Annotated in this window: 21 protein-coding genes; 5 read left to right on the top strand and 16 right to left on the bottom strand. The window is 58.5% G+C overall.

Annotated features, from left to right (window positions below; translation table 11 throughout):
• Positions 1-26: 26 nt before the first annotated feature.
• Positions 27-800 (bottom strand): DeoR/GlpR family DNA-binding transcription regulator, encoded by a 774-nt coding sequence (locus BN1130_RS19270; protein ID WP_042044026.1) that lies wholly within the window; start codon positions 798-800, stop codon positions 27-29.
• 123 nt (positions 801-923) lie between these two features.
• On the opposite strand from BN1130_RS19270, the gene blrA reads away from it, so the two are divergent.
• From blrA to creD, 3 genes are all read left to right on the top strand, one after another.
• Positions 924-1,598 (top strand): beta-lactam response regulator transcription factor BlrA, encoded by a 675-nt coding sequence (gene blrA, locus BN1130_RS19265; protein ID WP_042044025.1) that lies wholly within the window; start codon positions 924-926, stop codon positions 1,596-1,598.
• Positions 1,599-1,747: 149 nt separating this feature from the next.
• Positions 1,748-3,172: a beta-lactam sensor histidine kinase BlrB gene (gene blrB / locus BN1130_RS19260; protein ID WP_042044024.1), complete on the top strand. Its 1,425-nt coding sequence runs from the start codon at positions 1,748-1,750 to the stop codon at positions 3,170-3,172.
• A 168-nt stretch (positions 3,173-3,340) separates the two neighbouring features.
• Complete coding sequence (gene creD / locus BN1130_RS19255; protein WP_042044023.1) at positions 3,341-4,684, top strand: cell envelope integrity protein CreD; 1,344 nt, start codon at positions 3,341-3,343, stop codon at positions 4,682-4,684.
• Between the two features lie 60 nt (positions 4,685-4,744).
• Here creD and glmU read toward each other — a convergent pair whose 3' ends face one another.
• From glmU to mioC, 15 genes are all read right to left on the bottom strand, one after another.
• Positions 4,745-6,106, bottom strand: coding sequence for a bifunctional UDP-N-acetylglucosamine diphosphorylase/glucosamine-1-phosphate N-acetyltransferase GlmU (gene glmU, locus BN1130_RS19250; RefSeq protein WP_042044022.1), 1,362 nt, complete (start codon positions 6,104-6,106; stop codon positions 4,745-4,747).
• Positions 6,107-6,199: 93 nt separating this feature from the next.
• A complete protein-coding gene (locus BN1130_RS19245; RefSeq protein ID WP_005893194.1) occupies positions 6,200-6,625 on the bottom strand; it encodes a F0F1 ATP synthase subunit epsilon in 426 nt (141 codons plus the stop codon).
• 18 nt (positions 6,626-6,643) lie between these two features.
• Complete coding sequence (atpD, locus tag BN1130_RS19240) at positions 6,644-8,032, bottom strand: F0F1 ATP synthase subunit beta (RefSeq protein WP_042044021.1); 1,389 nt, start codon at positions 8,030-8,032, stop codon at positions 6,644-6,646.
• Positions 8,033-8,065: 33 nt separating this feature from the next.
• The gene (gene atpG / locus BN1130_RS19235; protein ID WP_042044020.1) at positions 8,066-8,932 is read right to left on the bottom strand and encodes a F0F1 ATP synthase subunit gamma; all 867 of its coding nucleotides are present in this window, start codon (positions 8,930-8,932) and stop codon (positions 8,066-8,068) included.
• Positions 8,933-8,975: 43 nt separating this feature from the next.
• Positions 8,976-10,517 (bottom strand): F0F1 ATP synthase subunit alpha, encoded by a 1,542-nt coding sequence (atpA, locus tag BN1130_RS19230; protein ID WP_042044019.1) that lies wholly within the window; start codon positions 10,515-10,517, stop codon positions 8,976-8,978.
• Between the two features lie 15 nt (positions 10,518-10,532).
• Positions 10,533-11,066, bottom strand: a complete 534-nt coding sequence (gene atpH, locus BN1130_RS19225; protein ID WP_042044018.1) for a F0F1 ATP synthase subunit delta — start codon at positions 11,064-11,066, stop codon at positions 10,533-10,535.
• Between the two features lie 13 nt (positions 11,067-11,079).
• Positions 11,080-11,550: a F0F1 ATP synthase subunit B gene (gene atpF, locus BN1130_RS19220; protein ID WP_042044017.1), complete on the bottom strand. Its 471-nt coding sequence runs from the start codon at positions 11,548-11,550 to the stop codon at positions 11,080-11,082.
• Positions 11,551-11,601: 51 nt separating this feature from the next.
• Entirely contained in the window at positions 11,602-11,841 is a 240-nt protein-coding gene (atpE, locus tag BN1130_RS19215; RefSeq protein WP_005893179.1) for a F0F1 ATP synthase subunit C, read from the bottom strand.
• A 62-nt stretch (positions 11,842-11,903) separates the two neighbouring features.
• A complete protein-coding gene (gene atpB, locus BN1130_RS19210; protein ID WP_042044015.1) occupies positions 11,904-12,683 on the bottom strand; it encodes a F0F1 ATP synthase subunit A in 780 nt (259 codons plus the stop codon).
• Between the two features lie 8 nt (positions 12,684-12,691).
• Complete coding sequence (locus BN1130_RS19205) at positions 12,692-13,102, bottom strand: ATP synthase subunit I (RefSeq protein ID WP_042044014.1); 411 nt, start codon at positions 13,100-13,102, stop codon at positions 12,692-12,694.
• Positions 13,103-13,292: 190 nt separating this feature from the next.
• Complete coding sequence (locus BN1130_RS19200; protein WP_042044012.1) at positions 13,293-14,201, bottom strand: ParB/RepB/Spo0J family partition protein; 909 nt, start codon at positions 14,199-14,201, stop codon at positions 13,293-13,295.
• Positions 14,198-15,001, bottom strand: coding sequence for a ParA family protein (locus BN1130_RS19195; RefSeq protein WP_042044011.1), 804 nt, complete (start codon positions 14,999-15,001; stop codon positions 14,198-14,200). Before BN1130_RS19195 ends, BN1130_RS19200 begins: the two co-directional genes overlap by 4 nt.
• Before the next feature lie 35 nt (positions 15,002-15,036).
• Positions 15,037-15,654 carry a 16S rRNA (guanine(527)-N(7))-methyltransferase RsmG gene (rsmG, locus tag BN1130_RS19190; RefSeq protein WP_042044010.1) on the bottom strand — a complete coding sequence of 206 codons (618 nt, stop codon included), beginning with the start codon at positions 15,652-15,654 and terminating at the stop codon, positions 15,037-15,039.
• A gap of 9 nt (positions 15,655-15,663) precedes the next feature.
• Positions 15,664-17,553, bottom strand: a complete 1,890-nt coding sequence (mnmG, locus tag BN1130_RS19185; protein WP_042044009.1) for a tRNA uridine-5-carboxymethylaminomethyl(34) synthesis enzyme MnmG — start codon at positions 17,551-17,553, stop codon at positions 15,664-15,666.
• Between the two features lie 517 nt (positions 17,554-18,070).
• Positions 18,071-18,520, bottom strand: a complete 450-nt coding sequence (gene mioC, locus BN1130_RS19180; protein WP_042044007.1) for an FMN-binding protein MioC — start codon at positions 18,518-18,520, stop codon at positions 18,071-18,073.
• Between the two features lie 382 nt (positions 18,521-18,902).
• Between mioC and BN1130_RS19175 the strand changes: the two genes are divergently transcribed.
• Positions 18,903-20,996 carry a TonB-dependent siderophore receptor gene (locus BN1130_RS19175; RefSeq protein WP_042044006.1) on the top strand — a complete coding sequence of 698 codons (2,094 nt, stop codon included), beginning with the start codon at positions 18,903-18,905 and terminating at the stop codon, positions 20,994-20,996.
• Positions 20,997-21,055: 59 nt separating this feature from the next.
• Positions 21,056-22,735 carry a multidrug ABC transporter permease/ATP-binding protein gene (locus tag BN1130_RS19170; RefSeq protein ID WP_042044004.1) on the top strand — a complete coding sequence of 560 codons (1,680 nt, stop codon included), beginning with the start codon at positions 21,056-21,058 and terminating at the stop codon, positions 22,733-22,735.
• Positions 22,736-22,831: the final 96 nt, after the last annotated feature.

Raw genomic sequence — 22,831 nt, 5'->3', positions numbered from 1 at the left:
TTAACAATGGGATGAGCAGGCGAGCGTCAGCCTGCGAGGGGGGCGCAGATCAGCGTCACCCCTTTGGATTCGAGTAGTTGCCGGGTCTCGTCGGCCAAGTCTTCGTCCGTCACCAGGGTATGGATTTGCGCCCAGGGCAACTCCAGGTTGGGGATCTTGCGACCTATTTTTTCTGACTCGACCATGACGATCACCTCCCGCGACACCTCGGCCATCACCCGGGACAGGCCCACCAGCTCGTTGAAGGTGGTGGTGCCCCGCTCGGGATCTATGCCATCGGCGCCGATGAACAGCTGGTCGAAGTCATAGGAGCGCAACACCTGCTCCGCCACCTGGCCCTGAAAGGACTCGGAGTGGGGGTCCCAGGTGCCGCCCGTCATCAGCAGGGTGGGTTCGTTCTCCAGCTCGCGCAGGGCACCCGCCACATTGAGGGAGTTGGTCATGACGATGAGGCCACGCTTGTTGCCCAGCATGGGGATCATGGCGCTGGTGGTACTGCCGCTGTCGATGATGATGCGATTGTGATCGCGGATCCGGTCGGCAGCTGCACGGGCGATGGCCAGCTTTCGCTTCGAAACTTGTTCCGGGTTATCCGTCACGACCATCTCGCTCGGTAGCGGCACGGCGCCCCCATAACGACGCAGCAGCAGACCGCCGGTTTCCAGCACCGCCAGATCCTTGCGGATGGTCACTTCCGAGGTGGAGAAGTGCTTGGCCAGGGCATCGACGCTCACTTCGCCCTGCTCTTGCACCAGGGTCACTATGGTGTGGCGGCGCTGTTGAGTGTTTCGTTTTGTCATCGTTAAGTTTCGATTCGAAAGAATGGCGGGATATTAGCAAGCTTTGCGGGAAAAACAAGCGGACAAAATAGGATCCCCATCACTTAACTGCCAAAATAGACCGGCAGAGAGTGAGAGGATCCCATGCACAAGAGATTGATATGGTTGGTAGAAGACGAAGCCAACATCGCCGACACCCTTATCTATGCCCTGCAGACCGAGGGGTTCGAGGTGACCTGGTTCAACCTGGGCGAGACCATGTTGGCGCGACTGGAACAGACGCAACCTGACTTCCTAATCCTGGATGTGGGTCTGCCCGACATCAATGGCTTCGAGCTGTGCAAGCGGGTGCGGGCGCACAGCGACACCCCGCTGATGTTCCTCACCGCCCGCAGCGAGGAGATAGACCGCTTGATCGGGCTGGAGATTGGCGCCGATGACTATGTGGCCAAGCCGTTCTCGCCCCGGGAGGTCTGTGCCAGGGTACGCACCATCTTGCGCCGCAGCGAGCGGCAGCCCCCCTCACAGGCCAGTGGTTTGCTGCTGGATGAGGAGCGGGCCCGCATCTGTTTCCACGGTCAACCCCTGAGCCTCACCCGCTATGAATACCTGCTGCTCAAGACGCTGATGCAGGCGCCGGGCCGGGTTTACTCCCGCCAGCAGTTGATGGATCGGGTGTGGAGCGGGGCCGAAGAGAGCCTGGATCGCACCGTCGATACCCATATCAAGACCCTGAGGGCCAAGCTGCGGGAGCGGGATCCCGATGCCAATCTGATCCTGACCCACAGGGGGCTGGGTTACAGCCTGGAGCTGGCATGACCGATGTGCATGGGACTGCAACTGCCGTGCAGCCTGGGCTGGCATGCAATATGAGACACGAAATATGACCGTTGAACGGCAACAGCCCGACCACCGGGATCTGCCATGAGCACAATAGAACGGCAACTAGCTTGCTGTCAGGGACGGGTATGAGGATTGGACTGCAACTGCTGGCCGGGCTGCTGCTCATCTTCGCCCTGGCCGCCTGGTTTGTACTGGAGATCTTCGTCGAGGAGATCAAGCCCGGGGTGCGCAGCGCCGCCGAAGATACCCTGGTCGACATGGCCCAGATACTGGCCCCCCTGGCCCTGGACGATTTGCAGGATGGCAAGATGGCCAATGGGCGACTGGCCCATGCCTTCACTCGCCTCAACCAGAGCCCCATCAATGCCCTGATCGACGGCCACCTCAAGCAGCAGGCCGAGTATCGCATCTATGTTGTTGATGCTAATGGCAGCGTTATCTACGACTCCTCTGGCCAGGATCTGGGCAAAGACTACTCCCGCTGGAACGACGTCCACCTGACCCTGCGCGGTCAATATGGTGCCCGCAGCACCCGCAGCGACCCGGACGATCCCACCAGCTCGGTCATGCACGTGGCGGCGCCGCTGCGCGAAGGGAATAAGATACTGGGCTCCCTCACCGTCGCCAAACCCAATCACACCCTGCTGCCGATGATAGAGCGTGGTGAGCGCCAGCTATTGCAGGCTGCCGCCCTCATGCTATTCATCGCCCTGCTCATCGGCGCTCTGCTGGTGTGGTGGCTCAACCGTTCCATCCGCAAGCTGGAAACCTACGCCCAGGCGGTCAGCCAGGGGGAGCCGGCCCAGTTGCCCCATCTATACAGTCTGGAGCTGGACAGGTTGGGACGTTCCCTCGAGACGATGCGCCGCCAGCTGGACGGCAAATCCTACATCGAAGCCTATGTGCACAGCCTGACCCATGAGCTCAAGAGCCCCCTGGCCGCCATTCGCGGGGCGGGAGAGCTGCTGGCAGAGGCGCCCCCTGCCGAGGTCGCGACTCGATTCATCAACAATATCAATCAGGAGTCGACCCGGATGCAGCAGCTGATCGAGCGCATGTTGCAGCTCGCTCGCCTCGAGTCGGGCCAGGAACGTGAACGTCAGGCGGTGGATCCGATGCAGCTGGGGGAAGGGGCGGTGGCGGCGCGCCAGATAGTGGCCGACAGGCGCGGCATCACCCTCAGCCACCGCCTCAAACCAGCCCAGCCACAACGCTGGGATCGACTGCTGGTGGGACAGGCGCTGGGCAATCTGATCGACAATGCCCTCGACTTCAGTCCAAGCGGAGGCCTGTTAGTGATAGAGGGCGAACCGGTGCAGGAGGGTTACCGCTTCCGGGTCAAGGATCAGGGGCCTGGCATCCCGGATTTCGCCCTGCCGCGCATCTTCGAGCGCTTCTACTCCCTGCCCAGGCCAAACGGCGCCAAGAGCAGCGGCATAGGGCTCAGCTTCGCCGCCGAGGTGGCCCGCCAACATGGAGGCAGCCTGACGTTGCACAACGAGCAGCAAGGCGGGGTACTGGCCGAACTCTGGCTGCCCAGCCATGGTTAACCCCTGAGTCAAGCCTCGGGCAGGCAACCGGCGAACACATCTATCAGGCTCCCCCCCCCACCTCAGCGGAGGTCGGTTTTTTCTCTCTCCTTCACCCTCACTTCACAGGGGCTCATCTCCCCTTCATCCAGCCCGGGGAGACTGGCTTGCGATAACAAGGAGCCCGTCATGGTCAAACAGATTGTCACCCACAAGATCTTCCTGCTACTGCTGCTCGGCCTGCTGCTGATGCTGCCGGTACAATCCATTCTGGATCTCAATCACGAGCGCCAGCACTATCAGCGTCAGGCCATCGGCAGCATGATGGCCAGCAGCAGCGGCCCGCAGCGACTGCTGGGGCCAGTGCTGGTACAACCCTATAGCCGCGCCGTTACCGTGGAGCAGGATGGCAAGCGCTTCGTGCGTCAGGAGCGGCTCTATCGCTACCTGCTGCCGGAACAGCTGGATATGCGCGCCAACATGGTGGTCACCCCCCGCAAGCTCGGCATCTATCAGGCGCAGATCTACCACACCACCATCACCCTGTCCGGTCGCCTGCCCGATACCCTGACGGACAAGGCACTGCTGGCCAGCAACCCGGAGCTGCGCGTTGACGGTGCCGATCCGGCACTGGTGGCGGGTAAACCCTATCTGAGCCTGGTGCTGTCCGACGCCCGTGGCATCAACAGCGTCCCGGTGCTGCAACTGGGAGAGCGCCACATCCCCTTCGTCCCCGGTGCCCTGCTGGGAGAGGATCAGGCGGGTATTCACGCGCCGCTCGACGCCTTGCCGGGCGAACAGGGTGAGTTTCATATCGAGCTGAACCTGCAGGGCATGAACAGCCTGGAGCTGGTGCCTCTCGGTCGGGAGAGCAGGCTGCAACTGACCGGCAACTGGCCTCATCCCAACTTCATCGGCGATTTCCTGCCGGGCAGTCGCAAACTGGATGAGGCGGGTTTCAATGCCAACTGGCAGACCAGCTGGTTCGCCACCGACATGGAGACCCGCTTCTTGCGCAGCATGAGTGGCAAGGAGCAAGCACTGCCCGCCTTCAGCGTCAGTCTGGTGCAGCCTGTGGATCAATACCGACTCAACGAGCGAGCGGCCAAGTACGCCCTGCTGTTCATCGGCCTCACCTTCATCAGCTTCTTCATGTTCGAGCTGCTCAAAGGGCTGAGGGTCCACCCCATCCAGTACGCCCTGGTCGGCATGGGGCTGGTCATCTTCTATCTGCTACTGCTGGCGCTGACCGAGCATCTGGGCTTCGCCCTCGCCTACCTGCTGGCGGCGCTGGCCAGCGTGGCGCTCAATGGCTTCTACCTGAGCCATGTGCTGGGGGGGCTGAAGCAAGGGCTCGGCTTCGCGGCCCTGCTGGGGGTTGTCTATGCCACCCTCTATGGCCTGCTGCAAGCAGAGCAGAGCGCGTTACTGCTCGGCGCCCTGCTGCTGTTTGCCATACTGACGCTGATCATGATGCTGACCCGCAAGCTGGACTGGTACAGGGTCATGGAGAGCACGGAGTCCAGGCCATAAAAAAACCGGCGCCACAAGGCGCCGGTTTTCTTTATTTCATGGATAGGGATTGATCGGGCATCACTTCTTCTTGACCGGACGCGCCCAATTCTGGATATGGCGCTGAGGCACCCGGGTGATCACCAGTTCGTGCTCGGCCACGTCCTTGGTGATGGTCGAGCCCGCCCCCAGGGTCGCCCCCTTGCCGATGCGCACCGGCGCCACCAGCTGGGTGTCGGAGCCGACGAAGACGTCATCCTCTATGATGGTCTGGAACTTGTTCACCCCATCATAATTGCAAGTGATGGTGCCGGCACCTATGTTCACCCTGGCACCCACCTCGGTGTCTCCAAGATAGGTCAGGTGACCACACTTGGAGCCAACCCCGAGCCGGGACTTCTTCATCTCGACGAAGTTGCCCACATGGGCATCCTGTTCCAGCACGGCACCGGGCCGCAGGCGGGCGAAGGGGCCGACCGAGCACTGGTCAGCAACCTGCGCCCCCTCGATGACGGAGTAGGGTTTCACTTCACTGTGATCGCCGATTTCGCAATCTTTCAGCACGCAACCCGCACCGATGCGCACATGGTTGCCGAGTTTGACCCTGCCCTCGATGATGACGTTGACGTCGATCACCACCTCTTCACCCACCTCCAGCTCGCCGCGCAAGTCGAAGCGGGCCGGATCGATCAGGGTCACACCGGCGATCATCAACCGTTCGGCCTGCATCTGCTGGTAGCTGCGCTCCAATGCCGCAAGCTGCACCCGGTTGTTGGCCCCTTCCACCTCCATGGCGCTGTCCGGATGAACGGCGGCGATGGCGCAACCATCCCCGTGGGCCATGGCAATGACGTCGGTGAGATAGAACTCGCCCTGGGCATTCTTGTTGTCCAGACGGGACAGCCAGCTACGCAACTGCGCCCCCTTGGCCACCAGCACGCCGGTGTTCACTTCGCGGATGGCGAGCTGCTCGGCGTTGGCATCCTTCTGCTCGATGATGCCGACCACCTGGCCGCTTTCCCGGACGATACGGCCATAACCGGTCGGGTTGTCCAGCACCACGGTCAGCAGCGCCATGCCGCCATCGGCCTTGGCGGCCAGCAGCCGTTGCAGGGTCTCGGGCTGGATCAGTGGAGTGTCGCCGTACAGCACCAGTACGTCGTCTTCGTCTTGCCAGAACGGGATCGCCTGGGCCACCGCATGGCCGGTGCCCAGCTGCTGGGCCTGCAGCACCCAGTTCAGATCCGGCGCGGCGATCCGCTCCTTGAGCAACTCGGCGCCGTGGCCATAGACCAGGTGCAACTGCTCGGCCCCTATCTGGCGAGCGGTGTCGATGACATGGGAGACCATGGGCTTGTTGGCGACAGGGTGCAGTACTTTTGGCAAGGAGGAGCGCATGCGAGTACCTTTACCCGCAGCCAGGATCACGACGTTGAGAGACATAGCCAGCCTTTGAAACTTGAGGAAATGCTCGGCGGAGTCTATCCAACGGATAAAAAAAAAGCGACCCGAAGGTCGCTTTTTGCATCACCGCTATTAACGGTAATTCTTTTTGACGATATCGATAACCCGCAGTTGGGCCATCGCCTTGGCCAGCTCGGTAGCGGCCTGGGCGTAATCGATGTCACCATGGGAGCTGTTGATCCGCTCCTCGGCACGACGCTTGGCTTCCTGGGCTTTCGCCTCATCCAGATCGTCGGCACGAATTGCGGTATCGGCCAGCACAGTCACGGCTTCGGGTTGTACTTCCAGCATGCCGCCGGAAACGTACATCACCTCTTCGCCACCATTCTGCTTGATCAAGCGGACCAGGCCCGGCTTGATGGCAGTCAGCAGCGGCGCGTGACCGTGGTGGATACCCAGCTCACCTTCGGAGCCTGAAACCTGTACGGTCTGAACACGGCCGGCAAACAGTTTGCCCTCTGCGCTCACCACATCCAGGTGAAAGGATATCTCAGCCATGGGTCCTCCTATCGAGGCTTACAGTTTCTTGGCTTTCTCGACGACTTCGTCGATACCGCCAACCATGTAGAACGCCTGCTCAGGCAGATCGTCATACTCGCCTTTCAGGATGCCCTGGAAACCACGAATGGTCTCTTTCAGCGGCACGTATTTGCCCGGTGAACCGGTAAATACTTCTGCCACGAAGAACGGCTGGGACAAGTAACGCTCGATCTTACGGGCACGGGATACGGTCAGTTTGTCTTCTTCTGACAGTTCATCCATACCCAGGATGGCGATGATGTCCTTCAGCTCTTTGTAGCGCTGCAGTACGGTCTGAACGCCACGAGCGGTGTCGTAGTGCTCCTTGCCAACCACCAGCGGATCCAGCTGACGGGAGGTGGAGTCCAGCGGGTCAACGGCCGGGTAGATACCCAGTGCCGCGATCTGACGGGACAGAACGACGGTCGCATCCAAGTGGGCGAAGGTGGTCGCCGGGGACGGGTCGGTCAAGTCATCCGCAGGGACGTAAACGGCCTGTACGGAGGTGATGGAACCGGTCCGGGTGGAGGTGATACGTTCTTGCAGAACACCCATCTCCTCGGCCAGGGTCGGCTGGTAACCTACTGCGGAGGGCATACGGCCCAGCAGTGCGGATACTTCGGTACCGGCCAAGGTGTAACGGTAGATGTTATCCACGAAGAACAACACGTCACGACCTTCGTCACGGAACTTCTCGGCCATGGTCAGGCCGGTCAGCGCCACGCGCAGACGGTTTCCGGGCGGCTCGTTCATCTGACCGTAAACCAGGGATACTTTGTCCAGTACGTTGGACTCCATCATCTCGTGGTAGAAGTCGTTACCCTCACGGGTACGTTCGCCCACACCGGCAAAGACTGAGTAGCCGCTGTGTTCGATCGCGATGTTACGGATCAGCTCCATCATGTTGACGGTCTTGCCAACACCGGCGCCGCCGAACAGACCGACTTTACCACCCTTGGCGAACGGGCAAACCAGGTCGATAACCTTGATGCCGGTCTCCAGCAGATCGTTGCTGTTGGACTGATCTTCGTAGCTGGGGGCTTCGCGGTGGATGGACCAACGCTCTTCTTCGCCGATCGGACCCTTCTCATCGATGGGTTCGCCCAGTACGTTCATGATCCGACCCAGGGTCGAGGTACCAACCGGTACCTGGATTGCCTTGCCGGTATTAACTACTTCCAACCCACGACGCAGACCGTCGGAGGAACCCATGGTGATGCAGCGCACGACACCGCCACCGATCTGCTGCTGAACTTCCAGCACCAGACCCTGGCCTTGACCTTCACTGACGACGCACAGCGCATCGTACACCTTGGGTACGGCATTCTGCGGGAACTCGATGTCCACTACAGCGCCGATGATTTGGACGATGAAACCATTACTCATGTCAAATCCTCTAAATCTTTGATAACCCTTGCCTTACACCGCAGCAGCGCCCGATACGATCTCTGTCAGTTCCTGGGTAATACTGGCCTGACGGGCCTTGTTGTACACCAGTTGCAGATCGTTAATCAGGTTGCCGGCGTTGTCAGTCGCGGCTTGCATGGCAACCATTCGGGCTGCCTGTTCGCTGGCCAAGTTTTCCACCACGCCCTGGTACACCTGGGACTCGACGTAGCGAATCAGCAGGGTGTTCAGCAGCTGTTTGGGATCCGGCTCATAGAGGTAATCCCAATGGTGTTTCTTGGCGAGCTTGCTGTCTTCTGTTACGGGCAAAGGCAGCAATTGATCGACTCGGGGTTGTTGCACCATGGTGTTTACAAACTTGTTGTACACCAGGTACAGACGGTCAATCTCACCGTTGTCGTAAGCCTTCAGCATGACCTTGACTGAACCAATCAGGTCACTGATGCTCGGGTTGTCACCCAGTCCGGAGACATGGGCTTGCACCTTGGCACCGTGCCGCTGGAAGAAGCCGGAAGCCTTGTTACCGATCAGTGCCAGGTCAACCTTGGCACCTTTCGCGCTCCACTCCTTCATCTCATTGAGGGCAGCCTTGAACAGGTTGATGTTCAGACCCCCACACAGGCCACGGTCGGTGGAGACGACGATGTAACCCACTCGCTTGACCTCACGTTCCATGAGGTAGGGGTGCTTGTATTCCAAGTTCCCCTGGGCGATATGGCCGATCACCTTGCGCATGGTTTCAGCGTACGGACGGCTGGCAGACATGCGTTCCTGCGCACGGCGCATCTTGCTTGCTGCCACCATTTCCATAGCGCCGGTGATCTTCTGAGTGTTCTTCACACTCCCGATCTTGGTACGTATCTCTTTTGCGCCGGCCATCTCTTACTCTCCTTCAGGTGGCAGCTTGCGCTGCCACACTCGCTTACCAGGTCTGGGTTGCTTTGAAGTCATCCAGCAACGCAGTCAGCTTGCCAACGATCGCGTCGTTGTAGTCGGCTGTGGCGTTGATGTCTGCCATCAGCTCAGCGTGCTGGGTATTGGCGTAGGAGAGCAGAGCGGCTTCGAAATCGACAACCTTGGCGATTTCGACGTCGGAGAGATAGCCCTTCTCGGCGGCGAACAGCACCAGAGCCTGGGCAGCCACACTCATCGGGGAGTATTGCTGCTGCTTCATCAGCTCGGTTACCTTCTGGCCGTGGTCCAGCTGCTTGCGGGTCGCCTCATCCAGATCGGAAGAGAACTGGGCGAAGGCCGCCAGCTCGCGGTACTGGGCCAGCGCGGTACGGATACCACCGGACAATTTCTTGACGATCTTGGTCTGAGCCGCGCCGCCCACTCGGGATACGGAGATACCCGGGTCAACCGCCGGACGAATACCGGAGTTGAACAGCTGAGTGGTCAGGAAGATCTGACCATCGGTGATGGAGATCACGTTGGTCGGAACGAACGCAGACACGTCACCGGCCTGGGTTTCGATGATCGGCAGCGCGGTCAAGGAACCGGTCCGGCCAGTCACGGCACCCTTGGTGAACTTCTCGACGTACTCGACGTTGACGCGGGAAGCGCGCTCGAGCAGACGGGAGTGCAGATAGAAGACGTCGCCTGGGTAAGCTTCGCGTCCTGGTGGACGGCGCAGCAGCAGGGAGATCTGACGGTAGGCCACCGCTTGCTTGGACAGGTCATCATAAATGATGAGCGCGTCTTCACCGCGGTCACGGAAGTACTCACCCATGGAGCAGCCGGCATAAGGCGCCAGGTACTGCAGGGCAGCGGCTTCGGAGGCAGAGGCAACCACCACAATGGTGTTGGCCAGAGCACCGTGCTCTTCCAGCTTGCGCACCACGTTGGCGATGGTGGAGGCCTTCTGACCGATCGCGACGTACACACACTTAATACCAGAATCTTTCTGGTTGATGATGGTGTCGATGGCGATGGCAGTCTTACCTACCTGGCGGTCACCGATGATCAGCTCACGCTGGCCACGACCGATAGGGATCATGGCATCGATGGCTTTCAGGCCGGTCTGGACAGGCTGGTCAACAGACTTACGCTCGATAACGCCCGGTGCGATAACTTCGATCGGCGAGAAGCCGTCGTTGTCGATGGGACCTTTACCGTCGATAGGCTGACCCAGGGTGTTGACCACCCGGCCCAACAGACCACGACCAACCGGCACTTCCAGAATGCGGCCAGTCCCTTTTACTTTCATCCCTTCGGCCAGATCGGCGTAGGGACCCATGACCACGGCACCAACGGAGTCACGCTCCAGGTTCAATGCCAGAGCGAAGCGGTTACCCGGCAGCTCGATCATTTCACCCTGCATGGCATCGGCCAGACCGTGGATACGAATGATACCGTCGCTCACAGAGACGATGGTGCCTTCGTTGCGCGCTTCGCTCTTAACATCAAACTGCGCGATGCGCTGCTTGATAAGCTCGGCGATTTCAGTGGAATTCAGTTGCATGCTCTAATACCCCAATCAAGATTGCAGCGCGTCGGCCATGCGATCCAGCTTACCGCGGACAGTGCCGTCGATAACCAGATCTCCGGCCTTGATGAGCACTCCGGCCATCAAGGACGCATCCATGCTGCAATTCAGCTTCACTTTGCGTGCGAGACGTTGCTCCAGAGAAGCCTGAATAGCGGCCTTCTGCTGGTCGGTCAGTACATGGGCCGAAATGACCTCAGCCTGAATCTCTTTGTCGAGTTCAGCCTTGAGCAGTACATATTCGGTCACGACCGCCGGCAGCACACCCAAGCGACCATTCTCAGCCATCACCCGCATCAGGTTCTGGCCATGCTCGTCGAGTTGCTCACCGCAGACACTCACAAACAGGTTTGCGAGTTCTTCGGCAGCCACAGAGCCGTTTACCAGGGTGTGGATTGTCTCGTTTTCCACGACTTGCGCCGCGAAACCGAGCATCTCCAGCCACTGGTCAACCGCCTTGTGCTCAACGGCAAACTCGAAAGCAGCCTTGGCGTAGGGGCGAGCGATTGTAGTCAGTTCAGACATAGCCCCGTTCCCGTTACAGTTCTGCTACCAGTTTGTCGACGATGTCGCTGTTGGCAGCCTGGTCGATGTGGCGTGCCAGGATCTTCTCTGCGCCGGCGACGGCAAGAGCAGCAACCTGCTTGCGCAGTTCTTCTTTGGCACGATGACGTTCAGCTTCAAGCTCGGCACGGCCTTGAGCCAGGATTTTTTCCCGCTCTGCCTGGGCACCAACTGCGGCTTCATCGATGATCTGGGCTTTACGTTTGTTAGCCTGTTCGACGATTTCAGCAGCCTGGCGCTTGGCTTCTTTCAGCTGATCGGTGGCATTGGCCTTGGCCAAATCCAGATCTTTCTTGGCGCGTTCTGCGGAAGACAAGCCGTCAGCAATTTCTTTCTGGCGGGCTTCAATGGCAGCGATCAGCGGCGGCCATACGTACTTCATGCAAAATACTACGAAGAAGAAAAAAGCGATTGCTTGGCCGAGGAGGGTGGCGTTGATATTCACAGCCGATTTCCTCTTAAGTTAGTTAATGGGTTCTGCGTGAGTCGTAACGACTTAGGCAACCGCAAACATCACATACAGACCCAGACCAACGGCGATCATCGGGATCGCATCAACCAGACCCATCACGATGAAGAACTGGGTACGCAGCACAGGGATCAGGTCCGGCTGACGAGCAGCACCTTCCAAGAATTTACCACCCAGGATCCCGATACCGATGGAGGCGCCGATCGCGGCCAGGCCCATCATCAAAGCAGCAGCCATGTACAGCAGGTCCATGTTCAAGTTTTCCATGAGGATCTCCATTTATTTTTTGGTAATTGGTTGTTTGAAAAAGTTTTATTTGAGTTGCTTCATCAATGGTCTTCTTGCGCCATCGACAGATAGACGATGGTGAGAACCATGAAGATAAATGCCTGCAAGGTGATGATCAGGATGTGGAATATTGCCCAAGGCACGGACAGGATCCACTGTGACCACCAGGGTAACAAACCCGCAATCAGGATAAAGATCAGTTCGCCAGCATACATGTTGCCGAACAGTCGCAGACCCAGAGAGACTGGCTTGGAAATCAACGTGACGGTTTCAAGGATGAAGTTAACAGGGATGGCCGCAGGGTGATTGAAAGGCTGAAGCGTCAGCTCCTTCACAAACCCTTTGATACCCTTGACCTTGATGCTGTAGTACAGGATCAAGAAGAACACGCCCAAAGCCATGGACATGGTGATGTTAACGTCAGCAGAGGGAACCACACGCAGATAGGGAACACCCATCAATTGTGCAGCATGAGGGATAAAGTCAACGGGGATCAGATCCATGAAGTTCATCAGGAAGATCCACACAAACACGGTCAGCCCCAAAGGTGCGATGACCTTGTTGCGACCATGAAAGATGTCCTTGACGTTACCATTCACAAACTCGACCAGCATCTCCACGAAGCACTGAAGTTTACCCGGCACACCGCTGGTGGCCTTTACGGCAACACGACGGAACGACCAGATAAACAGGGTGCCCAACAGAACAGAAAATATCATAGAGTCGATATTCACTGTCCAGAACCCAGACCCTACTTGCAGATGGGTCAGATGGTGGGAGATATATTCCTGAGGAGTCAGGACTTCTCCGGTTGCAGCCATGAGTTTTCCTAATAGTGGTTGTTAAGCGTGAATGAGACTATCCACTGTACAACGAGGGCGAGGATATAAGTGGCGAAGAAGGAGATGGTGTTTATCTCGATCCCTGCACCAAACATCAGGGCGAAGAGTCCTGTTGTAGTAATGAGCTTAATCCCTGCCCCACCATAAAAGTCCCGCAACACCAGCCCCACACTCTCTTTCGTCACCTTGCGGCGCAGAACCCAGAGTGTGAACAAGGCCTGAGGAACCCAATACATCCCCCCTCCGTAGAGGGAGGAATATCCGGCGTGAGCCCCGGCCTGATAAAACCAGACTGAAGCTATCGCCAGGATCAGGACGAGCTGACAAACGAGCATCGCCAAGGCCAGTGTTAAACCTTCCAAGGCTATTTTCTGTTTCACCAACTCACCTCTGAACATTACAGAACTGTAAAAAATCGGGTTCCAGAGACCCCGGATTCACAGCCCTAAAAGCCGGTCAAATTATACCCGTGAAGACGGCTATTGCAACATGGCAAAAACCCTTAATTTTTGCGGCTTTCCGCACAAAATTAAGGTTATGTTCATATCGAAAGGAATGGATGTTTTATTACTACAAAAAGCGTAAAAATCACTGTTCTGATAGGCCAAAATAGCCCAATACCCGGTCCAATTCCGCCAAGTTCTCGTAACTTATTACTAACTTGCCGCTATTCTGTTTGCCTTGTTGAAGTTGTACCTTGTTGCCAATTTTTTCTGCAATCTGGCGTTCAATGTAAGCAAATTGTGGATCGCGAACGGGGTCGGCTTTGGTTTTTACCGGTTCCAGCGATTTTTGCACCAAGCGCTCGGTATCACGCACGGTCAGGCCTTTCTGGGCCACCTGCTTGGCCAGTTCTGACTGGGCCGGGCCACTGAGTGCCAGCAGGGCGCGGGCATGGCCCATGTCGAGGTCGCCATGCTCCACGAAACGCTTCACATCGTCGTTGAGCTGGTTGAGGCGCAGCAAGTTGGTGACTGTGGTGCGTGACTTGCCCACCGCCTCGGCCACCTGCTGGTGGGTGAGTTCGAATTCGGTCAGCAGACGCTGCAGGGCCACGGCCTCCTCGATGGCGTTGAGGTCTTCGCGCTGGATATTCTCAATCAGCGCGATGGCGACCGCAGCCTCGTCGGGCACGTCCTTGACGATGCATGGCACCACCTCGAGACGGGCCAGCTGGGAGGCGCGCCAGCGCCGCTCACCGGCGATGATTTCGAAGGATTGCTCGCCGAGGGGGCGCACCACGATCGGCTGGATCACCCCCTGGGCACGAATGGAATTGGCCAGGTCTTCCAGTGCGTCCTGCGACATATCCTTGCGCGGCTGGTATTTGCCAGAGCGCAGCCACTCCAGCGGCAGCTTGCGCAGCTCGCCCTGGGGGGCCGGAGCCATGGCCTGTTCGGTGCGCTGATCGCTCATCACCTGCTTCTGGCGCGCAGCCGTGCTGGTGCTGAGCAGGGCATCCAGCCCCTTGCCCAGTCCACGTTTTTTCAGGGTCATATGCTCTCTCGATCTGCGGTGGTCGGTTGGAACTCCTGCTCCTGGCGGCGCAGTATTTCGCCAGCCAGAGCCAGATAGGCCTTGGCGCCCACCGATGATTTGTCATAGTGCATGGCCGGGGCACCAAAGCTGGGCGCCTCGGCCAATCTCACGTTACGGGGGATGATGGTGCGATAGACCTTGTCCCCGAAGTGCTGTTTCAGCTGATCGGACACATCATTGGCCAGCCGATTGCGGTGATCGAACATGGTGCGCAGCACCCCTTCAATCTTGAGATCCGGATTGACCACGGCCGCCAGCTTGCTGATGGTATCGACCAGGGCCGTCAGCCCCTCCAGGGCGTAATACTCGCACTGCATGGGCACCAGTACCGAATCGGCGGCGGCCATGGCATTGACGGTCAGCATGTTGAGGGAGGGGGGGCAGTCGATGAAGATGTAATCGTATTTGTCGCGCACGGAGGCGATGGCGTTGCGCAACCGGATCTCCCGGGCGAAGAACTCCATCAGCCGGATCTCCGCCGCCGTCACATCGGCATTGGCGGCGATGAGGTGATAGCCCCCCGAGGTCTCGGTGACGATCACGTCCCGCACCGGGATATCTTCGATCAGCAGCTCATAGGCGGTGCGCTCTACGTCGTATTTGTCGACGCCGCTGCCCATGGTGGCATTACCCTGGGGATCCAGATCGATCACCAGCACCTTGCGGCGAGTGGCTGCCATGGAAGCCGCCAGGTTCACACAGGTGGTGGTTTTTCCGACCCCCCCCTTCTGGTTGGCGATGGCAATGACTTTTCCCACAAGATCCCCTCAATGAAACGGCAGCCCAAGCGGGCCTAGATAGTTTTAAACTCCAGCAGATGACGCTCGCCTTCCAGCTCAGGCACCACCAGTTGATGGGATGCCACCAGGCGGATATTGGCCGGCAACTGGGCCAGCTCCTGGGCGGGATACTGTCCCTTGAGAGCCAGGAAGCTGCCCTCCTCGGACGGCAGATGATGACACCAGCGCAGCATGTCCTCCAGGGAGGCAAACGCCCGGCTCAGCACCGCATCGAAGCCTTGTTCGGGTCTGTACTCTTCCACCCGGCTCAGCACAGGGGTCACATTGGTGAGACCGAGCTCCTGGATCACCTGGCGGATGAAGTTGATCCGCTTGCCGAGGCTGTCGAGCAACACGAACTGCTTGTCCGGATTGATGATGGCCAGCGGTAAACCTGGCAGGCCCGGGCCGGTACCCACATCGATGAACCGTTCGCCGTGCAAGTGCCGGCTCACCACCAGGCTATCGAGGATGTGCTTGACCAGCATGGCATCGGGATCCCGCACCGAGGTGAGATTGTAAGCCTTGTTCCACTTGTGCAGCAACTCAACCAGCTTGATAAGCTGGGTCTTTTGAGTCTCTGTTATAACGATATCGGCCTGCGCGAGCAGGCCGTTCAATCTTTCCAGCATGGGGATCCTCTAGGCGGTTTTACGCAGCAGGCCGTTTTTCTTGAGATGGACCAGCAGGATGGAGATGGCCGCCGGTGTGATGCCGGAGATGCGGGAGGCCTGACCTATGGTCTGCGGCTTGGCATCGCTCAGCTTGGCAATCACCTCGTTGGAGAGGCCGTTCACGTCGCGGTAATTCATCTCCAGCGGCAACAGGGTGTTCTCGTTGCGAAGCTGTTTCTCCACCTCGTCGTGCTGACGCTCGATGTAACCGGCGTACTTGATCTGGATCTCGACTTGATCCGCGGCGGCCGGATCCTCGAGAGCAGGCCCCACCCCCTCGATCGCCATCAGCGCATCGTAGGTCACCTCGGGACGACGCATCAGCTCTTCCAGACTGTGCTCACGGCTGAGTGGGGTATTTACCAGGGCATTGATACCGGGTACGGCGACATGCTGGGGGTGGATCCAGGTCGAACGCAGCCGTTGACGCTCCTGCTCCACCAATTCCAGCTTGGTATTGAATTTGGCCCAACGGTCATCATCGACCAGACCCAGTTCACGGCCAGCAGCCGTCAGACGCAGATCCGCATTGTCTTCACGCAGCAGCAGGCGATATTCGGCACGGCTGGTGAACATGCGGTAGGGTTCGCGGGTCCCCAGGGTGGAGAGATCATCCATCATGACCCCCAGGTAGGCCTGATCACGACGGGGATGCCAGGCATCCTTGTCCTGCGCCCGCAGCGCGGCGTTCAGACCGGCCAGCAGCCCTTGGGCACCGGCCTCTTCGTAGCCAGTGGTGCCGTTGATCTGTCCGGCGAAGAACAGATTGGGGATGCACTTGCTCTCCATGTTCGCCTTGAGATCCCGGGGATCGAAGAAGTCATATTCGATGGCGTAGCCGGGTCGAGTGATATGGGCATTCTCGAAGCCCCGGATCGAACGCACTATCTGGATCTGTACATCGAATGGCAGGCTGGTGGAGATGCCGTTCGGATAGAGTTCGTGGGTAGTCAAGCCTTCCGGCTCGACGAAGATCTGGTGCGCCGTCTTGTCGGCGAAGCGGGTGATCTTGTCTTCGATCGATGGGCAGTAACGCGGCCCTATGCCCTCGATCACCCCGGCGTACATGGGGCTGCGATCCAGATTATTGCGGATCACCTCATGAGTGCGCTCGTTGGTGTGCGTCATGTAGCAGGAGATCTGGCGCGGATGCTGGCTCGCCTCGCCGATGAAGGAGAACACCGGGGTCGGGGTGTCGCCGGCCTGTTCCTGCATCACGGAGAGATCGACACTGCGGGCATCGATGCGTGGCGGCGTCCCGGTCTTGAGTCTGTCGATGCGCAGCGGCAGTTCACGCAGACGCTGCGCCAGAGCGATCGAGGGAGGATCTCCAGCCCGTCCGCCCTTGTAATTATCCATGCCGATGTGGATCAAACCGTTCAGGAAGGTACCCACTGTGAGCACCACCGTCTTGCCACTGAAACGGATCCCGCTCTGAGTCACGACACCGGCGACACGATCCCCGTCCATGATCAGATCATCGCAAGCCTGCTGGAAGATCTTCAGATTCGGCTGGTTCTCCAACATCTCTCGCACGGCCGCTTTGTAGAGCAGACGATCCGCCTGAGCGCGGGTGGCTCGCACGGCTGGGCCCTTGGAGGAGTTGAGCGTGCGAAACTGGATCCCGCCAAGATCGATGGCTCGCGCCATGATCCCACCGAGGGCGTCAATTTCCTTGACCAGGTGTCCCTTACCGATCCCACCGATTGCCGGGTTGCACGACATGTGGCCCAGGGTATCGATGTTGTGAGTCAGCAACAGCGTATTCATGCCCATACGGGCAGATGCTGCTGCGGCCTCGGTTCCTGCATGACCGCCACCGACGACGATCACATCAAATTGTTCATGGTATTGCATTGGGATCACCTTGATCTGCACGCCTGAGATCGTTTGTTTGCCGTCTTCATCCCCACGTTAAGGGGGCAAACATTCTATCTGTTTCCCGTGATCAGTGAAACGTCTAGTTAGCGCCCTTTCTGGGATCAGGATCCGTTAGTAGATCTTAAGGATCTTTAGATCGATCTCTTATTAGATCTTTTATTAGGATCCAGCGTTTCTGTTGATAAGCACTTTTTGATCATAAAGATCATTATCTTAAAGGCGATCCCAGCCTGTGGAAAAGCTTGGATCCTGGCCCCGTGAACCGGGGGACAACCAGTGCTTTTATACACAGCCCCTCAACCGCCTGGATCTGATACATAGGATAACTATAGGTTTTACATAGGTTTCAAGCATAGTTATCCACATTACCCCCAGTTGTTGTGGGTAACCTTGTAGAACAAGTCAGTGGGATCGGATTGTGAATAACCTGGTGGATAGTAAATCGAGGCGGGGCAGGGGAGATCCGGCTTTGAAAAGGGATCTCCCGGGTTGATCAGGAGATCGAAGCCATCCAGGGCTGGATCCAGGCTTCGGCGGCATCTTCCGGTATCTCGTACTGGGTCACGTCTATCTCAAGCCGTTCACCGATCCGGCTGGCACCGCATTCTGCCAGCCGTTGATCCAGGGTCTTGCCGCCCGCACAAAAGGTGTCGTAACTGCGGTCACCCAGTGCGATCACACCATAGCGAAATGCGCCAAGATCCGGTTTTTGTTCATAAAGATCTTTAACGAAGGGCTGGAGGTTGTCCGGCACCTCCCCGGCACCATGGGTGGACGTGACCACCAGCAGTATGGCGTCCGGTTCGGCGGCTATGGCGGCGAGCCGGGCGGGATTATGGATCTCGCTCTGATGACCGGCTTGATTGAGCAGATCGGCGACATGGTCGGCGACGTACTCGGCAGCACCTAACATAGAGCCGACGATGAGGTTGAATTTGGCCATGGGGGTATGCCTTTTGAATGCGTTGAGGATCCGGATTCTACCGCCAATGCATGTGGATAAAAATGGATAAGAATCGGGGATATTCGCGCCATTTATTTTTTGGCGGCATCCGGATCCGGATCATCGAAGGGGGCCCATCATGGCCCCCTCCTTTATATAGAGGGATTCTACCTAGACCCTTATGTGTCCTGTTTATCAATAATCGACAGGATCTCTTTGTTTAATGTCAATGCGGATGCAAATGATTGGCAATTATTAAATCGATTCAAAAACCCTCCTGTAGTAGCATGACGCTGCATTATTGGCCGCTTTGACGGCAGAGCGAGCCCAGACTCGACCCATAAAAACAAAGCCTGACTCATAGAAAACTTGAGACTTAAACATGACATTACTAGCCAATCATTTCACTCCTCAACGATCCATTCTCGGTCGCTTGATCCCCCTGGCCTGCCTGTTTGGGGTGCTGCCAGCCATTGCTGAAGAAGCCCTGCCCAAGGCGAGCGAAACCATGGTGGTAACGGGTACCGCCATGAAGGTCGAGGTGCCGATGGCCGAGACCCCTCGCGCCGTTTCCGTGGTGGATCGCGAGGAGCTGGATCAGCATGCCGTGCTGCAGCTCGACGAATCCCTGCGTTATCGCTCCGGCGTCCTCTCCGGCCTCTATGGCTCGGATAACAACACCAACTGGTTCAAGGTGCGTGGCTTCGATGCCGCCTCTTATCTGGACGGTAACCGCCTGTTCAGCACCGGCTACTATGTGTGGACCCCGGAGCCTTTCGGCTTGGAAAGTGTGGAGTTATTGAAGGGACCCGCCTCCATTCTGTATGGCGAGGCGCCTCCCGGTGGCGTGGTCAATGCCATGAGCAAGCGTCCTACCGCCACGCCGCAGGGGCTGGTGAATCTGCAACTGGGCGACCGGGATCATCGTCAGGTGGGGGTGGATGTCTCCGACCAGCTGACCGACGACAGTCGCTATCGTTTTGTTGCGCTCTACAACGAGCGTGATGGCGTGCTGGACGGTACCTACAATGAGCGTGCCTATGTGGCGCCAAGCGTGACCCTGGATATCTCCGATAGCACCAGTCTCACCCTGCTGGCCAGCTTCCAGCATGACGAAGGGGTGCCCACCAACGGCTTCTTCCCGGTCTATGGCACCCTCAATACCGAAGAGGGCCAGATCGATCCCAGCACCAACCTGAGCCAGCCGGACTACGATCGCAACCGCAACACCCAGATTTCCGCCGGTTATGAGCTCTCCCACCAGATCAACCAGACCTGGGAGTTCAAGCAGAACGTCCGCTTCAACTACAACGATCTGCTGCTGCGTCAGACCTATATTTTCCCAACCTACGACAGCACCACCGCTTACCGTGGTCTGATCTACCGTGATGGCGATACCAAGAGTATCAACATGGACAACCAGATGGTGGGCTACTGGAGTACGGATCGCACCGAGCAGACCCTGCTGCTGGGGGTCGATCTGCAGCGCCACGTCAATGAAGGGGATGAGGCCGACAACTACGGCATGGGATCCATCGATACCATGCACCCGGATCATGGCAACTTCCCAGGCTTTGATGAGTCAACGGCCACCTATCAGAAGAGCACCAAGGGTCAGAGCGGCCTCTATGCCCAGCATCAGATCCGTTGGGATGATCGCTGGTTGCTGACCGCCGGTGGCCGCTTCGACTATGTGGAGACCCACAACATCAGCGAAGCGACCAGCAAGAACGAGAGACAGTATGATGACAACCTCTCCCTCTCCGGCAGCCTGATGTACCTGGCCGACAATGGTCTCTCCCCTTACTTCACTTATGCCGAGTCATTTGAAGTGCTGCCGGGCATCGATCCCAATACCAAGAACTCCTACAAGCCGCTGGAAGGCAAGTTGTACGAGACCGGTATCAAGTACGCCCCCAGCTTCCTCGATGGCTACATCAATCTGGCGCTGTTCGATCTGGAGCAGACCAACTCGCTGGTCTCCACCGGTTCCGGCCAGCAGACCCAGGCGGGTGAGGTGACCTCCCAGGGCATAGAGCTGGAAGGGAGCGTGCAGGCGACCGCGGCGCTGCGCCTGACCGGGGCTTACACCTATACCGATGCCAAGACCAATGACACCGGGGATGGCGATCGTCGCGCCAGCTTGATCCCGCGTCACCAGGCCTCCTTCTGGGGTAACTACAAGGTGCAGCAAGGCCCGGTCTCCGGGCTGGAAGTGGGTACCGGGGTGCGCTATATCGGCTCCAGCGTCGGCATAGGCGCCGTGGATGCCAACTACAACCCCATCTACGGTTCGGCCGAGGTGCCGGCCCAGACGGTATGGGATGCGATGATCGGGTATGACTTTGCCAAGAACTGGCGTGCCCAGATCAACGTCAACAACCTGCTCGATGACACCTATGTCGCCAGCTGTGACTACTACTGCTACTACGGTGAGCCCCGTAGTGTGGTAGGTAGCGTCAACTACCGCTGGTAATCTGACTCGGGTTGCCCTCAGGGCAACCCGTTTCCCTTTCATACCCGACAGAGAATTTCATGGAGCTGCTCTACCTCGTCTATCGCCACTATCGCTGGCCATTCATCGCCATTACCCTGCTCAGCCTGGGCTCTGCCCTGCTCGGGATCGGGGTCATCGCCTTTATCAATAGCTATCTGATTGAATCAGTAGGCGATCCTGTTTCCGTTATCTTCCAGCTGCTCGGCCTTATCCTGGCGCTCATGGTTGTCACGCTCAGTTCGCAGTTGGCACTGACCACCCTCGGTCACCATTTTGTTTATCACCTGCGTGGCAAGTTGCTCAAGCAACTGCTCGATACCGATGTCGCCCAGGTCAAACGCATCGGCCAGGGGCCGCTGCTCGCCTCCCTCTCCAGTGATATTGGCAGTATCACCATCGCCTTCGTGCGCCTGCCCGAGCTTATCCAGGGCACCATTTTGACCCTGGGATCGGCCATTTACCTCGGCTGGCTCTCGCTCGGTATGCTGCTGTGGACCGCGCTCTGGGTCGGCGCCACCATGCTGATCGGCTGGCTGCTGGTCAAACGGGTTTATAGTCATCTGGGGCTGATGCGCGCCGCAGAGGATCGCCTCTATCGCGACTATCAGGCCATGATAGAGGGGAACAAGGAGCTGGCCCTGAACCGGGACCGAGCCCGTCATCTCTATCAGCAGCAATATGAACCCAACGCCCTCGACTATCGCCACCACATCATCAGGGCCGACACCTTCCATCTCAGCGCCATCAACTGGTCGAATATCATGATGCTGGGGGCCATCGGCCTCGCCTTCTTCCTGGCGAACGGGCTGGGCTGGGCCAATACCAATGTGGCGGCTACCTATGCCCTGACCCTGCTATTCCTGCGTACCCCCTTGTTGCAGGCGATCGGCGCCTTGCCCACCTTGCTGGCGGCTCAGGTTGCCTTCAACAAGCTCAGATCCCTGGAACTGGCCGACCATGAACCCGAGTTCGCGGTGCGTGCCGTCTCGCCTCAGGATGGGCAGGCACAGTGGCAGACCCTCAGCCTGAAGCAGGTCGTGTTCCATCATGATGGCCAGGGCGGTCGGGCCGGTTTCAGCGTCGGTCCCATCGACCTTGAGATCCACCGTGGCGAGCAGCTGTTCGTCATCGGCGGCAATGGCTCGGGCAAGTCGACCCTGGCGATGCTGCTGACCGGGCTCTATCGACCGGTCAGCGGTGAGATCTTGCTCGATGGCGAGCCCGTCACCGACAGGGAGGCCTATCTTGGTCTCTTCTCCGCCATCTTCACCGATTATCACCTGTTCGATCGCCTGATGGGGCCTGACGGTGAAGAGCCGGATCCCGAGCGGGTCCAGCAATGGCTGCACCTGTTGCAGATGGAGAGCAAGCTGGTGCTCGATGGGGCTCATGTCACCAATATCCAGCTCTCCCAGGGGCAGCGTAAGCGGGTCGCCCTGCTGCTGGCGGTTGCCGAGCAGCGCGACATCATGCTGTTCGATGAGTGGGCGGCGGATCAGGATCCGGAATTCAGACGCATCTTCTACCGCGAGTTGCTGCCGCGTCTCAACGCCATGGGCAAGACGGTGATCGCCATCAGCCATGACGATCACTACTTCCCGCTGGCCGACCGCCTGCTGGAGATGCGCCAGGGCCAGCTCAGCGAACTGGTCGGTGCCGAGCGCGACAAAGTCAGCCTTGACGTAGTGGGCCGTCTGGCCGAGCCGCAAGAGAGCTAAAGGGGAGGGCACCAGATCCGCTCTGCGTCCGGGTATGCCGGGCTTGTGTCGAGCGGAGCCCATCCCACGAGATGTCAAGGGCGCCTCTGCCATGGG

It is taken from the genome of Aeromonas rivuli (assembly GCF_000820045.1).
GTDB classification, from domain to species: Bacteria; Pseudomonadota; Gammaproteobacteria; order Enterobacterales; family Aeromonadaceae; genus Aeromonas; species Aeromonas rivuli.
The sequence above is the reverse complement of the archived record's forward strand: the minus strand, read 5'-3'. Positions and strand labels throughout refer to the sequence as shown.

What these genes read in the sequence shown, in the direction of transcription:
- mnmG (WP_042044009.1), bottom strand. Translation starts at nt 17,553, where the DNA reads ATGCAATACCATGAACAATTTGATGTGATCGTCGTCGGTGGCGGTCAT.
- atpH (WP_042044018.1), bottom strand. Translation starts at nt 11,066, where the DNA reads ATGTCTGAACTGACTACAATCGCTCGCCCCTACGCCAAGGCTGCTTTC.
- atpB (WP_042044015.1), bottom strand. Translation starts at nt 12,683, where the DNA reads ATGGCTGCAACCGGAGAAGTCCTGACTCCTCAGGAATATATCTCCCAC.
- BN1130_RS19245 (WP_005893194.1), bottom strand. Translation starts at nt 6,625, where the DNA reads ATGGCTGAGATATCCTTTCACCTGGATGTGGTGAGCGCAGAGGGCAAA.
- creD (WP_042044023.1), top strand. Translation starts at nt 3,341, where the DNA reads ATGGTCAAACAGATTGTCACCCACAAGATCTTCCTGCTACTGCTGCTC.
- atpA (WP_042044019.1), bottom strand. Translation starts at nt 10,517, where the DNA reads ATGCAACTGAATTCCACTGAAATCGCCGAGCTTATCAAGCAGCGCATC.
- rsmG (WP_042044010.1), bottom strand. Translation starts at nt 15,654, where the DNA reads ATGCTGGAAAGATTGAACGGCCTGCTCGCGCAGGCCGATATCGTTATA.
- BN1130_RS19175 (WP_042044006.1), top strand. Translation starts at nt 18,903, where the DNA reads ATGACATTACTAGCCAATCATTTCACTCCTCAACGATCCATTCTCGGT.
- BN1130_RS19200 (WP_042044012.1), bottom strand. Translation starts at nt 14,201, where the DNA reads ATGACCCTGAAAAAACGTGGACTGGGCAAGGGGCTGGATGCCCTGCTC.
- atpD (WP_042044021.1), bottom strand. Translation starts at nt 8,032, where the DNA reads ATGAGTAATGGTTTCATCGTCCAAATCATCGGCGCTGTAGTGGACATC.
- BN1130_RS19205 (WP_042044014.1), bottom strand. Translation starts at nt 13,102, where the DNA reads ATGTTCAGAGGTGAGTTGGTGAAACAGAAAATAGCCTTGGAAGGTTTA.
- blrB (WP_042044024.1), top strand. Translation starts at nt 1,748, where the DNA reads ATGAGGATTGGACTGCAACTGCTGGCCGGGCTGCTGCTCATCTTCGCC.
- blrA (WP_042044025.1), top strand. Translation starts at nt 924, where the DNA reads ATGCACAAGAGATTGATATGGTTGGTAGAAGACGAAGCCAACATCGCC.
- atpE (WP_005893179.1), bottom strand. Translation starts at nt 11,841, where the DNA reads ATGGAAAACTTGAACATGGACCTGCTGTACATGGCTGCTGCTTTGATG.
- BN1130_RS19270 (WP_042044026.1), bottom strand. Translation starts at nt 800, where the DNA reads ATGACAAAACGAAACACTCAACAGCGCCGCCACACCATAGTGACCCTG.
- BN1130_RS19170 (WP_042044004.1), top strand. Translation starts at nt 21,056, where the DNA reads ATGGAGCTGCTCTACCTCGTCTATCGCCACTATCGCTGGCCATTCATC.
- mioC (WP_042044007.1), bottom strand. Translation starts at nt 18,520, where the DNA reads ATGGCCAAATTCAACCTCATCGTCGGCTCTATGTTAGGTGCTGCCGAG.
- atpG (WP_042044020.1), bottom strand. Translation starts at nt 8,932, where the DNA reads ATGGCCGGCGCAAAAGAGATACGTACCAAGATCGGGAGTGTGAAGAAC.
- glmU (WP_042044022.1), bottom strand. Translation starts at nt 6,106, where the DNA reads ATGTCTCTCAACGTCGTGATCCTGGCTGCGGGTAAAGGTACTCGCATG.